The organism is Maribacter sp. BPC-D8, from assembly GCF_035207705.1.
GTDB lineage: Bacteria > Bacteroidota > Bacteroidia > Flavobacteriales > Flavobacteriaceae > Maribacter.
The window spans coordinates 3,265,643-3,281,916 of record NZ_CP128187.1; the positions used below are offsets into that span (position 1 = coordinate 3,265,643).

The 16,274-nt window shown below is 35.5% G+C and carries 14 protein-coding genes; 10 read left to right on the forward strand and 4 right to left on the reverse strand.

Features of this window, described 5'->3' with window-relative positions:
• The first annotated feature begins 21 nt into the window (after nucleotides 1-21).
• A complete protein-coding gene (gene pdeM / locus QSV08_RS14335) occupies nucleotides 22-732 on the forward strand; it encodes a ligase-associated DNA damage response endonuclease PdeM (protein ID WP_324024225.1) in 711 nt (236 codons plus the stop codon).
• Between the two features lie 58 nt (nucleotides 733-790).
• Nucleotides 791-1,594, forward strand: a complete 804-nt coding sequence (locus QSV08_RS14340; protein WP_324024227.1) for a tryptophan-rich sensory protein — start codon at nucleotides 791-793, stop codon at nucleotides 1,592-1,594.
• Here QSV08_RS14340 and QSV08_RS14345 read toward each other — a convergent pair.
• A complete protein-coding gene (locus tag QSV08_RS14345) occupies nucleotides 1,591-2,940 on the reverse strand; it encodes a dihydrolipoyl dehydrogenase family protein (RefSeq protein WP_324024229.1) in 1,350 nt (449 codons plus the stop codon). The genes QSV08_RS14340 and QSV08_RS14345 overlap by 4 nt on opposite strands.
• A 126-nt stretch (nucleotides 2,941-3,066) precedes the next feature.
• Here QSV08_RS14345 and mfd point away from each other — a divergent pair, with 126 nt between their 5' ends.
• The 5 genes from mfd (at nucleotide 3,067) to QSV08_RS14370 (ending at nucleotide 9,066) form a co-directional block, all read left to right on the forward strand.
• Nucleotides 3,067-6,435, forward strand: a complete 3,369-nt coding sequence (gene mfd, locus QSV08_RS14350) for a transcription-repair coupling factor (protein ID WP_324024233.1) — start codon at nucleotides 3,067-3,069, stop codon at nucleotides 6,433-6,435.
• Nucleotides 6,435-6,761, forward strand: coding sequence for a TerB family tellurite resistance protein (locus tag QSV08_RS14355; protein WP_324024234.1), 327 nt, complete (start codon nucleotides 6,435-6,437; stop codon nucleotides 6,759-6,761). The genes mfd and QSV08_RS14355 overlap by 1 nt, the downstream gene beginning before the upstream one ends.
• Before the next feature lie 151 nt (nucleotides 6,762-6,912).
• Nucleotides 6,913-7,242, forward strand: a complete 330-nt coding sequence (locus QSV08_RS14360; RefSeq protein WP_324024236.1) for a hypothetical protein — start codon at nucleotides 6,913-6,915, stop codon at nucleotides 7,240-7,242.
• A gap of 8 nt (nucleotides 7,243-7,250) precedes the next feature.
• Nucleotides 7,251-7,583 carry a hypothetical protein gene (locus QSV08_RS14365; protein WP_324024237.1) on the forward strand — a complete coding sequence of 111 codons (333 nt, stop codon included), beginning with the start codon at nucleotides 7,251-7,253 and terminating at the stop codon, nucleotides 7,581-7,583.
• A 163-nt stretch (nucleotides 7,584-7,746) separates the two neighbouring features.
• Nucleotides 7,747-9,066, forward strand: coding sequence for a TlpA family protein disulfide reductase (locus tag QSV08_RS14370; protein WP_324024239.1), 1,320 nt, complete (start codon nucleotides 7,747-7,749; stop codon nucleotides 9,064-9,066).
• Here QSV08_RS14370 and QSV08_RS14375 read toward each other — a convergent pair.
• Entirely contained in the window at nucleotides 9,063-9,722 is a 660-nt protein-coding gene (locus QSV08_RS14375) for an aspartate kinase (protein WP_324024241.1), read from the reverse strand. The two genes, QSV08_RS14370 and QSV08_RS14375, sit on opposite strands and share 4 nt — an antisense overlap.
• 88 nt (nucleotides 9,723-9,810) lie before the next feature.
• On the reverse strand, nucleotides 9,811-10,170 hold the full coding sequence (locus QSV08_RS14380) for a YraN family protein (protein WP_324024243.1): 360 nt from the start codon (nucleotides 10,168-10,170) through the stop codon (nucleotides 9,811-9,813).
• A 186-nt stretch (nucleotides 10,171-10,356) separates the two neighbouring features.
• Here QSV08_RS14380 and QSV08_RS14385 point away from each other — a divergent pair, with 186 nt between their 5' ends.
• Both QSV08_RS14385 and QSV08_RS14390 read left to right on the forward strand, forming a co-directional pair.
• Entirely contained in the window at nucleotides 10,357-11,850 is a 1,494-nt protein-coding gene (locus QSV08_RS14385) for a DUF1800 domain-containing protein (protein WP_324024245.1), read from the forward strand.
• 12 nt (nucleotides 11,851-11,862) lie between these two features.
• On the forward strand, nucleotides 11,863-13,566 hold the full coding sequence (locus QSV08_RS14390) for a DUF1501 domain-containing protein (RefSeq protein ID WP_324024247.1): 1,704 nt from the start codon (nucleotides 11,863-11,865) through the stop codon (nucleotides 13,564-13,566).
• Nucleotides 13,567-13,622: 56 nt separating this feature from the next.
• On the opposite strand, the gene QSV08_RS14395 is transcribed toward QSV08_RS14390, so the two are convergent.
• Entirely contained in the window at nucleotides 13,623-13,802 is a 180-nt protein-coding gene (locus QSV08_RS14395) for a hypothetical protein (protein WP_324024249.1), read from the reverse strand.
• Between the two features lie 211 nt (nucleotides 13,803-14,013).
• Between QSV08_RS14395 and metG the strand changes: the two genes are divergently transcribed.
• On the forward strand, nucleotides 14,014-16,104 hold the full coding sequence (metG, locus tag QSV08_RS14400; protein WP_324024250.1) for a methionine--tRNA ligase: 2,091 nt from the start codon (nucleotides 14,014-14,016) through the stop codon (nucleotides 16,102-16,104).
• Nucleotides 16,105-16,274: the final 170 nt, after the last annotated feature.

Consider the following 16,274-nt stretch of genomic DNA (forward strand, 5'->3'; position numbering starts at 1 on the left):
ATTTTTATTCTTGATGTCTAAATGAATTTTAAATCGGGACTTTCTTGTAATTTTGCATCGATGACCCATTCCATTATCCTACAAAATCAAACTTTTGAAATGCACTTTTCTGGAGCCCTATTTTGGGCAGAGAAATCAATGCTATTAATTAGCGATGTGCATTTGGGCAAGGTATCGCATTTTAGAAAATATGGCGCCGCAGTTCCGCAACAGGCAGTGCAGCAAAATTTTGATTCATTGACCTCGGTAGTGAATCATTTTAAACCAGAATCAATAGTTTTTTTAGGCGATTTATTTCATTCTTCATTAAACACAGAATGGCTTCTTTTTGAACAATGGGTGCAGGCTACTCCAAAAGAAATCATTTTAGTAAGTGGTAACCACGATATAATCTCTCCGCTGAAATATGAAGAATTGAATATTAAAGTGATTCCCGAAATGATTGTAGATTCTTTTCTACTCACCCATCACCCAGAAGAACGAGATGGTTTATTCAATTTTTCAGGACATATACACCCTGCAATTAAGCTTAGCGGACTAGGAAGGCAATCTGTTCGGTTACCTTGCTTTTACAAAACGGAACATCAAATGATAGTACCCGCATTTGGAGAATTTACTGGTACATATACTTTAGAACCTTGCGATGGTTGTGAGATTTTTGTTCTCTTAGGCGATGCTGTACTACCAGTTCCTATAAAAGAGGTGAAAAAGAAGCGTAATTACCGAAAATAGTTCGTTTAATGCGCTAAAGAGCATAACTTTATAAGATAACCATTATAGTTTTACACGTATGAAAAAGAAACTATCCGTTCTCAATTTAGCATCTGTAATTTTAGTCATTGTAGTCAATTACATTTCGCAAGCATTTTCGCTAAACGATACTACAATTGGAGAAATGAGCGCAGAGTATGCCAATCTGTTTACTCCCGCAGCATATGCTTTTGCCATTTGGGGTGTAATCTTTTTAGCATTGTTGGGCTATGGTATATTTCAAGTAAAAAGAGCATTTTTTAGTGATAAACCAAGTGAATTTATTGAACAAACTGGCTATTGGTTTGCCTTAGCGAATATTTTAAACTGTTGCTGGGTAATTGCCTTCATGTACAACTACACTGGTTTATCTGTAGTTATTATGTTCGGGATATTGCTATCATTGATTAAGATTATTCTAAATACCAATATGGAACGTTGGGATGCCCCAGTAACTGTAATTGCTTTTGTTTGGTGGCCTATTTGTTTTTATAGCGGATGGATATCTGTTGCTACTATTGCAAATATTTCTGCTTTTTTAAGCAAACTTGATTGGAACGGCGGAGTACTATCAGAACAAGCCTGGACAATAAATATGATTGTAGCAGCTACTATCATTAATTTGCTAATGATTTGGAAAAGAAATATGCGCGAATTCGCTCTTGTAGGCATTTGGGCATTATTCGCAATTTATGTAAGACATAATGAATCGAATATTTATATCGCATACGCAGCAATGACGGGTACTCTAATTCTATTTATCGCCATTGCCTTTCATGCGTTCAAAAACAGAGAAACTAGTCCGTTTAAAAAGCTACAAGAACGATTACAAGAGAAATCTTAGACCATACTTTTTATATCATTACCCCAAGACGGATAAGAGAATATAGTAGATTTTATATTCTTATCTGTCATTTTATTATTGATCGCCAACATAAATATATTAATAGTTTCACCGGCATCAGGCCCTAGTAGATGCGCACCAACAATTTCTCCGGTTCTATCGTTCATAATCACTTTGTACACATACAATGGTGCATTTATTCGCTTTGCATTAAACCAGTCGGTTGCGACCTCAAAATTTACTCTTATATTTTTATAACGGCTACGCGCTTCTTCCTCAGAATACCCAACCGTAGCCAAGTTCGGAGAAGTAAATACCACAGATGGAATTACAGGAGCCTCTAACACTTTATCATTTCCATTTATAATATTTTCTGCAACCACATAACCTTGTCTACCCGAAAGCGGAGTCAGTGGTAAGTTCTTATCAGACACATCGCCACAAGCATAAACATTTGGGTTGCTAGTACTTTGTAAATAAGCATTGGTCTCTACACCTTTATCTCCAAAATGAACATTCCCTTTTTCTAAATCTAAACCTGCTAATGCGGGTACACGACCAGCGGTATTAAAAACAGCTTCGGCGTCAATAGTTTGTTCCTTACCCTCTAACTCATAACTTAGTGTGAGTTTTTTTCGTTTCTTTTTCAATGCCTTTGGTGTAGCCTCAAAAATGAAATTTATTCCTAAAGATTCAGAGTGCTTTCTAAGTTCATTTACCAAATCTGCATCGAAAGCATGCAAAGGTCTATTTCCTGTATCGATTACGGTGACCTCGGCACCAGCTCTTGCTGACATATGAGCAAACTCCATCCCGATATATCCTCCTCCAACAAAAACAATTTTCTTTGGTAGCTTTTTTAAATTTAAAAAATCATCACTTTCTTTAAAATGTTTTGCTCCAGGCATCGTTAAAGTTCGTGGCACTAAACCTGTGGCAATTACAACTTTCTTGGCAACAACTTTCTTTCCTTCCACCAACAAAGTATTCTCGTCTAAAAACGCGGGAGATTGATGAAATAACGTAATTCCCAGTTCCGCCAAATTATGTTCTGTAGATGCAGGTATATTAGCGGTGAAATTTCGTTTGAACTTTTGCAATTGCTTCCAATCAATTTTCGCAGTCTTGCTAATACCTTTTCCCTTCAAGTTATTACTTAACTCATATGCTTCTATTGCACCAAGTAGTATTTTCTTAGGATCACAACCTCTATTTGCACAAGTACCACCAAATTCACGATTATCGGTAATGGCAACTTTTAATCCCTTTTCAGTACAGGCTTTCGCGACCGTTTGTCCGGCAATACCGCTTCCTATTACAAAAACATCAAACTCATTATCTTCCATATCTCTTTACTTTTTCTACAATACTCCAAGGTGCAACTTTTTAGAGGTAATTTGTAACCCATATTCGATAATAATGAGTCGTATCCATTTCTTAGGTATGCGTATATTTGTAAAAATTTTAAACTGTTGAGTCATTCTTCTATCCAACAACGGTATAATCAGTCTCCCCAGATAGGGAAACTGCAAAATACTATTGCCGATTCTGAAAAATCAGGATCCCAAAACATTCAATTAAAAGGTCTTGTAGGCTCATCACTTTCATTTGTGCTTACCAGTATATTCAATGCAGAAGACCGACCATTCTTGGCGATTTTTAATGACAAGGAAGAAGCTGCCTATTATTTAAATGACCTAGAACGCCTTATTGGCGAAGACAAGGTACTTTTCTACCCAGGTAGTTACAGAAGACCCTATCAAATAGAAGAAACAGATAATGCCAATGTACTTTTACGTGCCGAGGTTTTAAACAGAATCAACTCTAGAAAAAAACCAGCGGTAATAGTCACCTACCCCGACGCACTTTTCGAAAAAGTAGTCACCAGAAAAGAGTTAGACAAGAATACCCTAAAAATGAAATTAGGGGACACACTTTCTTTAGATTTTTTAAATGAAATTTTATTCGAATACAAATTCAAACGAGTAGATTTCATAACAGAACCTGGGGAGTTTTCGGTTCGTGGTGGTATCGTAGATGTGTATTCTTTCTCGCACGATGAGCCTTATAGAATAGAGTTTTTTGGCGATGAAATAGACAGTATTAGAACCTTTGATGTAGAAACACAACTTTCGAAAGAAAAGGTAAAATCAATTACCATTGTGCCAAATATGGCTGACAAGTTTTTGATTGACAAGAGACAGAGTTTTTTGACCTACGTTGCATCAAATACACTGGTCTTTGCCAAAAACACAGATTATTTATACGACAGATTAAATGATTTCTTTGAAAAGGCAAAAGAAGCATTTACCAAATTATCAAAAGACATTAAGCATGCCGAGCCCGAAGAGTTATTTATGGGCGGTGCTGAATTTAGAGAACAACTTTCTGGCTTTACACTTTTAACGCAAGATGCTAAGCGAGATGCTATTGACTTTGTCGAATTTCACTCTAAACCACAACCTTCTTTTAATAAGAAGTTCGATTTATTAATTGAGAATTTAAATAGTTATAAAGACAAAGGCTACACCAATTATATCTTTTGTGCCAGTGAGCAGCAAGCCAAACGTTTTCATGACATTTTCGAAGAGGTCAACGAACATGTACATTATCAAATTATTGTTTCTCCGCTATTTCAGGGCTTTATAGATGATGATCAAAAAGTCGTTTGCTATACCGATCATCAGATTTTTGAACGTTACCACAAATTCCATTTAAAGAACGGTTATGCCAAAAAGCAAGCCATTACACTGAAGGAAATTAACAAACTAGAGATTGGTGACTACGTAACCCATATTGATCATGGTATTGGTAAGTTCGGCGGATTACAGAAAATAGATGTTGAAGGCAAAAAGCAAGAAGCTATTAAGTTAATGTATGGTGAGCGTGATATTTTATACGTTAGCATACATTCATTACATAAGATTTCAAAGTTCAATGGTAAAGATGGTGCACCGCCAAAAATTTACAAACTAGGTTCTGGAGCTTGGAAAAAGATTAAGGACAAGACCAAATCGCGTGTAAAGAAAATTGCGTTTAACCTTATCAAAATTTATGCAAAGCGTAGACTAGAAAAGGGATTTCAATATAACCCAGATAGTTATTTGCAGAATGAACTAGAGGCTTCGTTTATATACGAAGATACGCCCGACCAAAGTACCGCTACCGAAGATGTAAAAAGAGACATGGAAAGCGAGCGACCTATGGATCGTTTAATTTGTGGTGATGTAGGATTCGGAAAAACAGAAATCGCAATTCGTGCAGCATTCAAAGCAGTTGATAATGGCAAACAAGTAGCAGTTTTAGTACCTACAACCATATTGGCATTTCAACACCATCGTACTTTTACAGAACGCTTAAAAGATATGCCGGTAACGGTAGATTATCTGAATAGATTTAGAACAGCAAAAGAGAAGAAAGAAACTATTCAACGATTGGGCGAAGGTAAGGTCGACATCATTATTGGTACACATCAGCTTGTAAATAAGAATGTTCAGTTTAAAGACCTTGGCTTATTAATTGTTGATGAAGAACAAAAATTTGGGGTAGCTGTAAAAGACAAATTAAAGTCGATTAAAGAAAATGTCGATGTTCTTACATTAACAGCAACACCGATACCGAGAACGCTTCAATTTAGTTTGATGGCTGCTCGAGATTTATCAACTATCACTACTGCACCGCCAAATAGATACCCTATTGAAAGTCAAGTCGTACGTTTTAATGAAGAAATTATAAGAGACGCCGTTAGTTATGAAATTGAACGTGGCGGACAGGTATTCTTCATTCATAATAGAATTGAAAATATTAAGGAAGTTGCCGGCATGATCCAAAGGTTGGTGCCCGATGCAAAAGTAGCAGTTGGTCACGGTCAAATGGAAGGTAAAAAACTAGAAGCTTTAATGCTTGGTTTCATGAATAGCGAATTCGATGTTTTGGTATCGACCACTATTGTAGAAAGCGGATTAGATGTTACCAATGCCAATACTATTTTTATAAACAACGCCAACAATTTTGGCTTGAGCGATTTGCACCAAATGCGTGGTCGCGTTGGTCGTGGAAATAAAAAGGCATTCTGTTATTTTATTACTCCGCCTTACGAATCAATGACCAATGATGCCCGTAAACGAATTGAAGCTTTGGCTCAGTTTACAGAACTAGGCAGCGGCTTTAATATTGCCATGAAAGATTTAGAGATTCGTGGTGCAGGAGATTTATTAGGTGGCGAACAAAGCGGATTCATCAATGAAATAGGTTTTGAAACATATCAAAAAATATTAGCTGAAGCCATCGACGAATTAAAAGAGAATGAATTTAAAGACCTTTACGAAGAGGTAGAAGGTAAGCATGAGAAGATTTTTGTTAAAGAAACACAGATAGATTCTGACTTCGAATTGCTCTTTCCTGATGATTACATCAATAATATAACAGAAAGACTAACGTTATATACAGAGCTGAACCAGGTAAAAGACGAAGCAGCGCTTCAAAAGTTTGAAGTACAATTAGTTGATCGCTTTGGCGAATTACCAGAAGAAGCTCAAGATCTATTAAATTCTGTTCGAATAAAATGGATAGCAAATAGCATTGGTCTTGAGAAAATAGTGATGAAACAAGGTAAAATGATCGGGTACTTTTTAAGCGACCAACAATCAGAATTTTATCAGACTTCAACATTTACTAGGGTTTTACAATATGTACAGTCGCATGCACAGCAATGTAAAATCAAAGAAAAAAAGACCCGAAACGGATTACGCTTATTATTGGTTTTTGAAAATATAAGATCTACTGATAGAGCATATTTGGCATTAAAGCCTTTTGAAATTAAAGAAAAAACAACCGCATAATGGAATTTGAAATACCAGAAAAATTAGCGATGGTTCATTTAATCGATTCGGTTATTGTAGCCGATGGCGAAGTGCATAAGGGCGAAATTAATGCACTAACAAAATTGATGACGATCATTGATTTTGATAGTAATTTCTTGATTCAGGCACGAAGTATCGATTTAGAGCAAAGTGTAAACATCTTAAAAGATATGCCTGAGGAGAAAAAAAGCAAACTCGCCGAAATATTAAAAGACGTAGCCATATCTGACGGTTACATTCATGAAAAAGAAAGTGATGTAATACGACATGTATTCTCTGAAATAGGGCTCTCTAAAAAAGCTTAATAAATGTTAAATGTGTCTGAGCAAATATCTTAGCTTCACACATGATAACAGCTACTACTCATAACTTTTAACAATGTTGTAAAACTCCTTTGACAACCTTATTAAAAAGTCTTACCATTTTCCTTATCTTTCAACTCCAAAAATAAAAAGTATGGAGTTTGAAGAGTTTGTAAAAGCAGCCTTTGTAAAGATGATTTATGAAGTTATAGAGGCCGACGGTGAAATTCATCCTGCAGAAGTAGAAACCTTAAATAAACTTAAAGTCAAAATTGGTTTTGACGATGCATTTTTAGAACGCGCAAAATTATTAGAGTATGATAATGCTTTAGTGACACTTTACAATTTACCACACGAACAAAAGAAGGCCTTAGCAGAGATTCTAGATGAAGTTGCTATAGCTGATGGTGCCATCCATAAAAAAGAAATGGATCTTATTATAGAGACCTTTATTAATATTGGACTTGGAGAAGAAACAGAGTAATTAAGAGAATGATAGATTTTACAAAAGAAGAGAAATTAGCTGTAGTAAAAATGGTAGACTATGTTATTCTAGCAGATAGCAAAGTAGACCCTGCAGAAATGCGATATCTTACGCAACTAATGGATCGTTTTACTTTTGATAGTTTCTTTGTAGGTCAAGCTAGAAATTTGAATAAAGACAAAGCTTTTCAAATTCTTAGCCAAATGACTTTACCTAAAAAGAAAGAAGTTGCCAAACTTTTAAACGAGGTGGCTATTTCTGATGGTTTTCTTCACGATAAGGAGCTTGTAAAAATAGCTGAAGCACTTGGTCATATGGAGATCAAAAAAGAATTTTCATAAGCTTTTCAAAATTAAAGCCCACAATTGCTTTCTGAATATTACTTTTATTGTCTTTATAGTACACTTCATTACATCAGCGCTTTATGTGGATTTCTAGAAACATAATAGTACACTTTGTAATTAGTACAATACATATTGGTCCGATAATTGTTTTAAAAAAAGTATGAAAGTTCTTATTAGTATTTGCCTCCTATTTATTTCATTAAGTATACAAGCCCAAGGTTCAATTGCCGGAAACTTTTCTCCGCCTAAAGATTTTAAATGGTTGATTGCCTATGAGCTAACACCAAATGGTGAACGTTATAGCGTTGACAGCGCCGTAAGAGATGGTTCATTTAAGCTAGAAATGCCTTTAACCGCTCAAGCAGGTATGTATAGATTGGTATATGCCGTACCACAAGATGAGTTTTATATCGATGTCATTTACAATAAAAAAGAAGATGTAAAATTCAATTTCAATCTTAAAGATGGCTTGACCATTACCAATTCTGAAGAAAATAAGTGGTACCGAGAATACTTTTCTAAAATAACTGCTGCCCAGGATAAGCTTATAGAGTTTTACGAAACCAACAACGAATCGAATAAAGAATATACAAGCATTATAAAAGAATTAAATGCGATACAGACCTCTTTTGAAGAAAAGCATGCTACAACTATTGCCCATAAATTCATTAAGGCCAACAGAAGTTACATTCCGTCAGAATTTGAAGGTTTAGAAACCTTTCTTAAAAATAAAAAGCAACATCATTTTGACCATTTAGTAATTAATGATCCTGTTCTACAAGGTTCTAATTTCTTAACCGATAAATTCGCTAGTTATGTTTTTTCGGCACTACCTACCGATATCACTACAAAAGAGCAATTAGCAATTGAGGTAAACAAAAACGTAAAGACCACAGCTGAGTTTATAAAAACTACTCCGATTGGTTTTCAAGAAAGGGCTATGCATCAATTATGGAAAATAGCCGAAGTAAATGATATGCCTGCTGTGCAAGATTATATTTTCAAGAACCATTTGAAGAAATTGGCAATAACCAATAATAATCAAAAATTGGTCGATGAGCTAGAACTGGCATCTCGATTAAGAATTGGAGCAGTATCCCCAGATATTACTTGGCAGTCAAATGGTAAAAAACAATCGCTTTTAGCAATGGAAGAAGCCGAGAACTATTTGCTAGTTTTCTGGAGTAGTACTTGTTCGCACTGCTTAAAAGAGCTTCCTGCGTTACATGAAGAAGTCAAAGAGTACGACAATCTAAAAATTATCGCTGTAGGGCTAGAAGATGATAATGTAAACTGGAAAGAAGTTTCTGCAACATTACCAGGTTTTCATCACGCCATAGCATTAGGTAGATGGGAAAGTGAGTATGCACATACTTTTGGCATACAAAGCACACCTACCTATTTTATATTGGATAGTGAAAAACGATTTTTGGCAAAACCAACATCTGATAAAGAAGTTGTAGAGTTTTTAGAAAACTAAAGCCCCTTTAAATCCTTTATTGTCTTAAAGGCAATATCTACTTGAGCATCATTTACTAGAATTGTAAATTCATTTGTGGTTGAAATTACTTCGTAAAGAACAATGCCTTCCCAAGCTAATCTTTGAAAAATAAAATAGTAAATACCAGGTACTGAAACATTTTCTGCAGGTAATTTTACGGTAATCGATGAAAGCTCTTCCGCTTTTTGAGTGCACTTTTCATCTTTAAACAGTCTCTCAACTGTTTTATCCATCACATTACTAATTACTATGTTGATTTCGTTTACACCACGGCTAGAGGTATAAAAAACATCTTGGTTATTATTAATCTCTTCGAGCAACTTAGCTTGGTGCACCAATATTTTATCTGAAGCTAAAAAAGTATAATCAGTAAGTGAAGATCTTACGGTTATCTCACCAATATTCTTCAACACTTTTAGAATTTTATGGGTAGCCCTAAATTCCAAATCATCAGACAGGCGTTTTAATGCCATTACAATTGCGCCATTACGAATGTCTTTACCTAATTCATGCTCAATCTCTGGCTTCACTATTCTAGATAGCGATGTAAGATTGATGATACCCTGTGCTAGAGCACTTTGTAAAAATGGCTTTTTCTTAATGTACTCTTCAACGACTGATGATATTGTTTTCATTTTACTGTATGGTTGTTGTGCAAATATAACAACTTGTTATAAATAAAACAAAATGTTTTTTAATAAATCTACTCTTTTAGTAGATTACTCAGAAATGGTAAAAGGCAGATTCTAAATGTTCTAACTCAAATTGGCTCTTATTTTTGAGTATGGTAATGATGTCAAAACGTACCTCAACGTCTAAATTATTATCAGTAACATAGTGGTCAGCCGCCATAACCAACAGCTTAATTTTTTTAGGTGTAACCGTCTCAGCAATATTTTGAATAAAATCTGAACTTCTTGAACGCACTTCAACAATTGCCAATACATCTCCTTTTTCAGCTATAATATCAATCTCGGCTTGTAGATATCTGTAATTTTTATATTTGATGGCATACCCGTTTTTTTTAAGATAATCTACCGCTATCTGTTCTCCTTCTTTACCAAATTCATTGTGTTTTCCCATGATATAGTTCGCAGATTGTGTAATTCATCGAAAAAACAGGAATTTCATCGCCATTTTATCAATAAATATCGTTATTTGAAATCTGATTATCGAAAATAGATAGTTTTAAATACTATACCAAATTTCGAGACGTTTAGCATAGAAGCCCCAACTCTACGAACGTAATACAAATGCCTATTTAAGAATATGGAATATTTCATTAATTGTAATACTTCTACTCTTGCTCCGTATACAGCTAATTTAGATCAGCTGAGAGCAGCTCATTTATACCGCCGATTAGGTTTTAGTGCCTCAGTGGCCACTATTAATCAAGCAACCGGTCAATCTGCCGCTGCATTGGTAGATAGTTTGGTAGATGAAGCTTTGAATATGCCTGAAATAGCTACACCTGCATGGGCGAATTGGAACAATGACAACTACCCTGCAGATAGCGACGCAAGCAATCAACTAAAGAGAGATCAAAAATCTGAATTTCAATTGGCTTATGCCAATGGTCTTTTGAATAACAATTTAAGAGATCGTTTAAGCTTTTTCTGGAGCAATCATTTTGTTACTGAATTAGATGTTTATAATTGTAATTCTTTTTTATACCAATATATAGACTGTCTTCAACGCAACTCTTTAGGTAATTTTAAAACCTTTACTAGTGAAATTGGCTTAACCAATGCCATGTTATATTACCTAGATGGTGTGTATAACAATGGTAACAACCCTAATGAAAATTATGCTCGTGAATTATATGAGCTATTTACTTTGGGTGAAGGCAACGGCTATACTGAAGAAGATATCATTGAAACAGCAAAGGCCTTAAGTGGTTATGTAGAACGTGGCGAAGTTGGTTGTTCACCTGTAGCCTTCGATGCTACCAAGCATGATGAAGGTTCAAAAACCATACTAGGACAAACCGGTAATTGGGATTATGATGATGTTATCAACATACTCTTCGAACAAAGAGCTCCCGAAATAGCAGAATTCATCTGCCGTAAATTATATGAATTTTTTGTACATCCAGATTCTAAAGATGATGCGAATAACGCACAAATGATTATTGACGGCATGGCTGCCACATTAGTAACCAGCGACTTTGAATTAGCACCAGTCTTAAGACTATTATTTAAGAGTCAGCACTTTTTCGATGATGAAGCTATTGGGGTAATTATAAAGAGTCCGGTAGATTTCTATTTTAACGCACTAAACGAATCAGGCTTTAGCTATACAGACACGAATGTTGCCGAAATGGTCAATTACAGTGCCTTATTAAGCCAAGAAATATTTGAACCTTTTGATGTTGCCGGTTGGCAAAGAGACAGGTCTTGGATCAACACCAATTTTATGATTGGGCGTTGGCTTACCATTGAAAGCATATTAGAAGAATTCTATATGGCCGACAATGAGCAATTTAGAACATTCGGACTCGAAATATCAGGAAATGCAGGTTTAACAAGTTCAAACCCCGACGAGGTTGCTAGACTAATTATAGATTTCGTTTTAACTAAGGGACTTCTAAATGAAGAAGAATATGCCAAGGCATTTTCTATATTCAGAGGTGATGTAGAAGATGTTTACTACGAAGGTGGTAATCAAGAATCTTGGACGTTGGCTACTTGGCAACAAGGTCCGTTTCAAGTATACCTCCTTTTTCAGTATTTAGCTAGACAACCTGAGTTTCAATTAAAATAACACCTACTTCTTATGTGCAATACACACCACTCCCCATTCAAAGGCCTACAACACGAAGGTCATGATGAAGAACATAAAACATGGAGCAGACGCTCTTTTTTACAAGCAATGGGCATTGCGGGCTCTGGCTCAATGATGCTAGGTGCAAATATGTTATCGGCTTCTGCCCCATCGCCATTATCGGCAGGCATATCAGCTGCCGAAACAGATAATATCTTAATCTTAATTCGCCTATCTGGTGGTAATGATGGTTTAAGTACAGTAATACCTATTGAACAATATGATAGTTATGCTAATGCCAGACCCAATATATATGTACCAGAAAGTAAAGTTTTAAAATTGACTGATGAATTCGGTGTACCATCGTATATGAGTTCTTTGGCACCAATGTGGGAAGAAGGTCAGTTTAAGGCCGTACATGGTGTAGGTTATGAAGGTCAAAGTTTATCACACTTTACAGGATCAGATATTTTTGCGAATACAGATATAGAGACAACAGGATTCAGCGGTTTAAATACCGGATGGATGGGTAGACATTTTGAAAACATGTACCCAGATTATTTAGTTAATCCGCCAGCTGCACCAGCCGCTATTCAAATAGGTCAATTTGGTAGTTTGGTTTTTCAAGGAGACGAAACTAACTATGCTTTTGTAACTTCTAATGTTGATCAACTAGAAGAAATTGCAGAATCGGGCGTTGTATATGGTTTAGATGATACCTTGTTCAACGACTGTATGTACGGTGACCAGTTGAAGTTTTTAAGAGGAGTAGCAAATACAACATATGAATATTCTGGTATTATTCACGATGCTTATACACGTGGGCAAAATCAAGTAGAATATCAAGACAATAGCTTTGCCCGCCAATTGGCACTTATTGCAAGGTTGATAAAAGGAAACTTAGGTACTAAAGTATTTATGATTTCAATGGGTGGTTTTGACACTCATGGTAATCAACCACAGGCACATGCCAAATTAATGACCAATTTATCTGTAGCGGTAAACAATTTCTATGAAGATCTTGCCTTTACCCAACAAGATGATAAGGTATTGAGCATGACCTTTTCTGAATTCGGACGACGAATTTTTGAAAATGGCTCTAATGGTACCGATCATGGTAAAGCAACACCTACCTTATTTTTTGGATCAGGTTTAAATGGTAGTGCATTTGTTGGCGATCACCCAACCCTAGACGACCCAGATGGACGTGGAAACTTAGAATACACAATGGATTTTAGAGATCTTTACGCCACCGTTCTTGCAGAATGGCTATGTGTAGACATACCATTGGTTGAAGCGCATTTATTAAATTACAAACCGTATGTACCAGTAGACTTAGGCTTTAGTTGTAGTGGAGAAGCTTTCCCTGATATTGTATATAGCGATGGTGAAGTTACACCACCTGTTTACCCAGATGAAGAGGCAGAAACTCCTTTTAACCCAGACTTAATAAATGCTGTTGTACACAAACCTTTTTATCCTACGGATAGTACACCGCATATTTATTTAGAAATGCCATTTTCGGCACATGTAGATATTGAACTTTTTAATATTCTTGGTCAGAAAGTCGGCACCGTTTTTAACGAAATGATGTTTGAAGGTTCTACCGAAATAAATATACGAGAGCGCATGCCCGAACAGCTATCAACAGGTAAATACATTTATCGTATTAATGTACAAAACCAAAAAATGAGTAAATCAGTGATGGTAGCTTAATCTGTTTCCCACTATGTAAAAAGCCCTATTCAAGTAAATTGAATAGGGCTTTTTAATTATGCTAATTTAGTATTGTTCATTTTAGACTCAAACCGCAATTCTTTTTTTACTCGATGGTTTTTATCCTTATACAGAAGCACAACATCTTCTTTAGTACTTTCTTTGTCTTTAATTTCTACATTAAGCTTCTCTAAACTATTATCAAGCTTTAGCTTTTTTGAATTACCAACACCCATATCTTTATAAGATTTAGTTAATAAATAGGTTTTTTCTTACAATAGAACAGATTTTAAACCGTTTTAGTATATTTTTTACTGGCGTAAATCGGTTTTACATCGATCTTCTTTAAAATATTGACCAAAATTAGATTTTAGAACAAGTTACAATTGCGAAGTAATTAGTTATTCTCCCTTCAAATTCAGTATTTTTGTAGCTTAATTTATTTTGATGTCCGATATTAAATCACCCTCTAGATATACGATTACTGCTGCATTACCATACACAAATGGTCCAATACATATTGGTCATTTAGCCGGTGTTTACGTACCAGCAGATATTTACGCTCGTTACCTAAGATTAACAGGTAAAGACGTTGCCTTTGTTTGTGGTAGCGATGAACATGGCGTAGCCATTTCAATGAAAGCTAAAAAAGAGGGGGTTACCCCAAAAGATATTATTGATAAATACCATGCTATAATTAAGCAGTCTTTTGTGGATTTCGGTATAACGTTCGATAATTACTCGAGAACATCTGCACAGGTTCATCATGATACGGCTTCAGAATTCTTTATAAACCTTTATGACAAAGGAGATTTTATTGAGGAAACTACCGCACAATTATATGATGAAGAAGCACAGCAATTTTTGGCTGACCGTTTTGTAATCGGTACATGCCCAAAATGTGGTAATGAAGAGGCATACGGAGATCAATGTGAAAATTGTGGGTCTAGTTTAAATGCCACTGATTTAATAAATCCGAAATCAACTATAACTGGTACTATACCTACAACTAAAGAAACAAAACATTGGTTTTTACCTTTGGATAGATACGAGGACTTTTTAAGAGATTGGATATTAAAAGGACATAAAGACGATTGGAAACCTAATGTATACGGACAATGTAAATCATGGATCGATGGCGGATTAGAGCCAAGAGCCGTAACTAGAGATTTAGATTGGGGAATACCCGTACCTGTGCCAGGTGGTGAAGGCAAAGTATTATATGTTTGGTTTGATGCACCTATCGGATATATTTCATCTACCAAAGAATGGGCTGCCCGTGAAGGAAAAGATTGGGAACCCTATTGGAAAGATGAAAACACAAAATTAGTTCACTTTATCGGGAAGGATAATATCGTTTTTCACTGTATCATTTTCCCATCTATGTTAAAGGCAGAAGGCAGTTATATACTACCGGAAAATGTACCGGCAAATGAATTCTTGAATTTAGAAGGAAACAAGCTTTCTACTTCTAAAAATTGGGCAGTGTGGCTACATGAATACTTAGTCGATTTTCCTGAAATGCAAGATTCGCTTCGTTATACTTTAACGGCGAATGCACCAGAAACCAAGGATAACGATTTCACTTGGAAAGATTTTCAAGCACGTAACAATAATGAATTAGTAGCCATTTTAGGTAATTTCATAAACAGAGTTGTGGTATTGACCAACAAGTATTACGATGGTAAAGTACCCGCTGCAGGTAACTTAACCGATGTGGATACTGAGACACTTGAGCAATTATCAAAATATCCAGGAATCATTTCAAGTTCTATTGAACGCTACCGTTTTAGAGAAGCAGGTCAAGAATTAATGAATCTTGCTCGTTTAGGTAATAAATACTTAGCCGATGCAGAACCATGGAAAGTGATTAAGGTTGATGAAGAACGTGTAAAAACAATCATGAATATCGCTTTACAAATAGCAGCAGGTTTAGCTGTTTTAAGTGAACCATTTTTACCGTTTACATCTAACAAGCTTAAGAATATTCTAAATATCGATTCAAACTCGGAGACTGAGCGTAGCCGAAGTCTAAAATGGGATGATGTTTCAACAAAAGAAGCATTGATACAACCTGAACATCAAATAAACCAAGCCGAGCTATTATTTAGAAAAATTGAGGATAGTGAAATTCAAGCACAACTAGATAAACTACAAGCGACCAAAAAAGCGAACGAATACGAAAACAAAAAACTGATGCCACAAAAAGATACCATTACATTCGATGATTTTTCTAAACTAGATATGCGTGTGGGTACTATTATCGAAGCTGAAAAAATGGCAAAAGCAAAGAAGCTTTTAGTTTTAAAAGTAGACACAGGCTTAGATGTTAGAACTATTGTTTCCGGTATTGCAGAAAGCTTTAAGCCAGAAGATATTGTCGGCAAAAAAGTAACTGTATTGATCAACTTGGCACCAAGAGCATTACGTGGTGTAGATAGTGAAGGTATGATTCTAATGACTGAAAATGCCGATGGAAAATTGGTATTCGTTAATCCAGATGAGGATAGTGTTGGTAATGGAGAAGGAATCAACTAGATAACAATTTTAATTAATTAAAGAAGCCTTGGTGAATATTCACCAAGGCTTTTTACTTTTAAGTAGACCCCTGTTATAGCCGTAATCATGATATTAAGTTTTACAACGGCATCGGTAAACCTTCAAAAAAGAAAAGAAAGAATACTAAAATCTACACAAATACCTTCTAC

What these genes read in the sequence shown, in the direction of transcription:
- metG (WP_324024250.1), top strand. Translation starts at nt 14,014, where the DNA reads ATGTCCGATATTAAATCACCCTCTAGATATACGATTACTGCTGCATTA.
- QSV08_RS14360 (WP_324024236.1), top strand. Translation starts at nt 6,913, where the DNA reads ATGGAGTTTGAAGAGTTTGTAAAAGCAGCCTTTGTAAAGATGATTTAT.
- QSV08_RS14395 (WP_324024249.1), bottom strand. Translation starts at nt 13,802, where the DNA reads ATGGGTGTTGGTAATTCAAAAAAGCTAAAGCTTGATAATAGTTTAGAG.
- QSV08_RS14370 (WP_324024239.1), top strand. Translation starts at nt 7,747, where the DNA reads ATGAAAGTTCTTATTAGTATTTGCCTCCTATTTATTTCATTAAGTATA.
- QSV08_RS14345 (WP_324024229.1), bottom strand. Translation starts at nt 2,940, where the DNA reads ATGGAAGATAATGAGTTTGATGTTTTTGTAATAGGAAGCGGTATTGCC.
- QSV08_RS14365 (WP_324024237.1), top strand. Translation starts at nt 7,251, where the DNA reads ATGATAGATTTTACAAAAGAAGAGAAATTAGCTGTAGTAAAAATGGTA.
- QSV08_RS14340 (WP_324024227.1), top strand. Translation starts at nt 791, where the DNA reads ATGAAAAAGAAACTATCCGTTCTCAATTTAGCATCTGTAATTTTAGTC.
- QSV08_RS14375 (WP_324024241.1), bottom strand. Translation starts at nt 9,722, where the DNA reads ATGAAAACAATATCATCAGTCGTTGAAGAGTACATTAAGAAAAAGCCA.
- QSV08_RS14390 (WP_324024247.1), top strand. Translation starts at nt 11,863, where the DNA reads ATGTGCAATACACACCACTCCCCATTCAAAGGCCTACAACACGAAGGT.
- QSV08_RS14385 (WP_324024245.1), top strand. Translation starts at nt 10,357, where the DNA reads ATGGAATATTTCATTAATTGTAATACTTCTACTCTTGCTCCGTATACA.
- QSV08_RS14355 (WP_324024234.1), top strand. Translation starts at nt 6,435, where the DNA reads ATGGAATTTGAAATACCAGAAAAATTAGCGATGGTTCATTTAATCGAT.
- pdeM (WP_324024225.1), top strand. Translation starts at nt 22, where the DNA reads ATGAATTTTAAATCGGGACTTTCTTGTAATTTTGCATCGATGACCCAT.
- QSV08_RS14380 (WP_324024243.1), bottom strand. Translation starts at nt 10,170, where the DNA reads ATGGGAAAACACAATGAATTTGGTAAAGAAGGAGAACAGATAGCGGTA.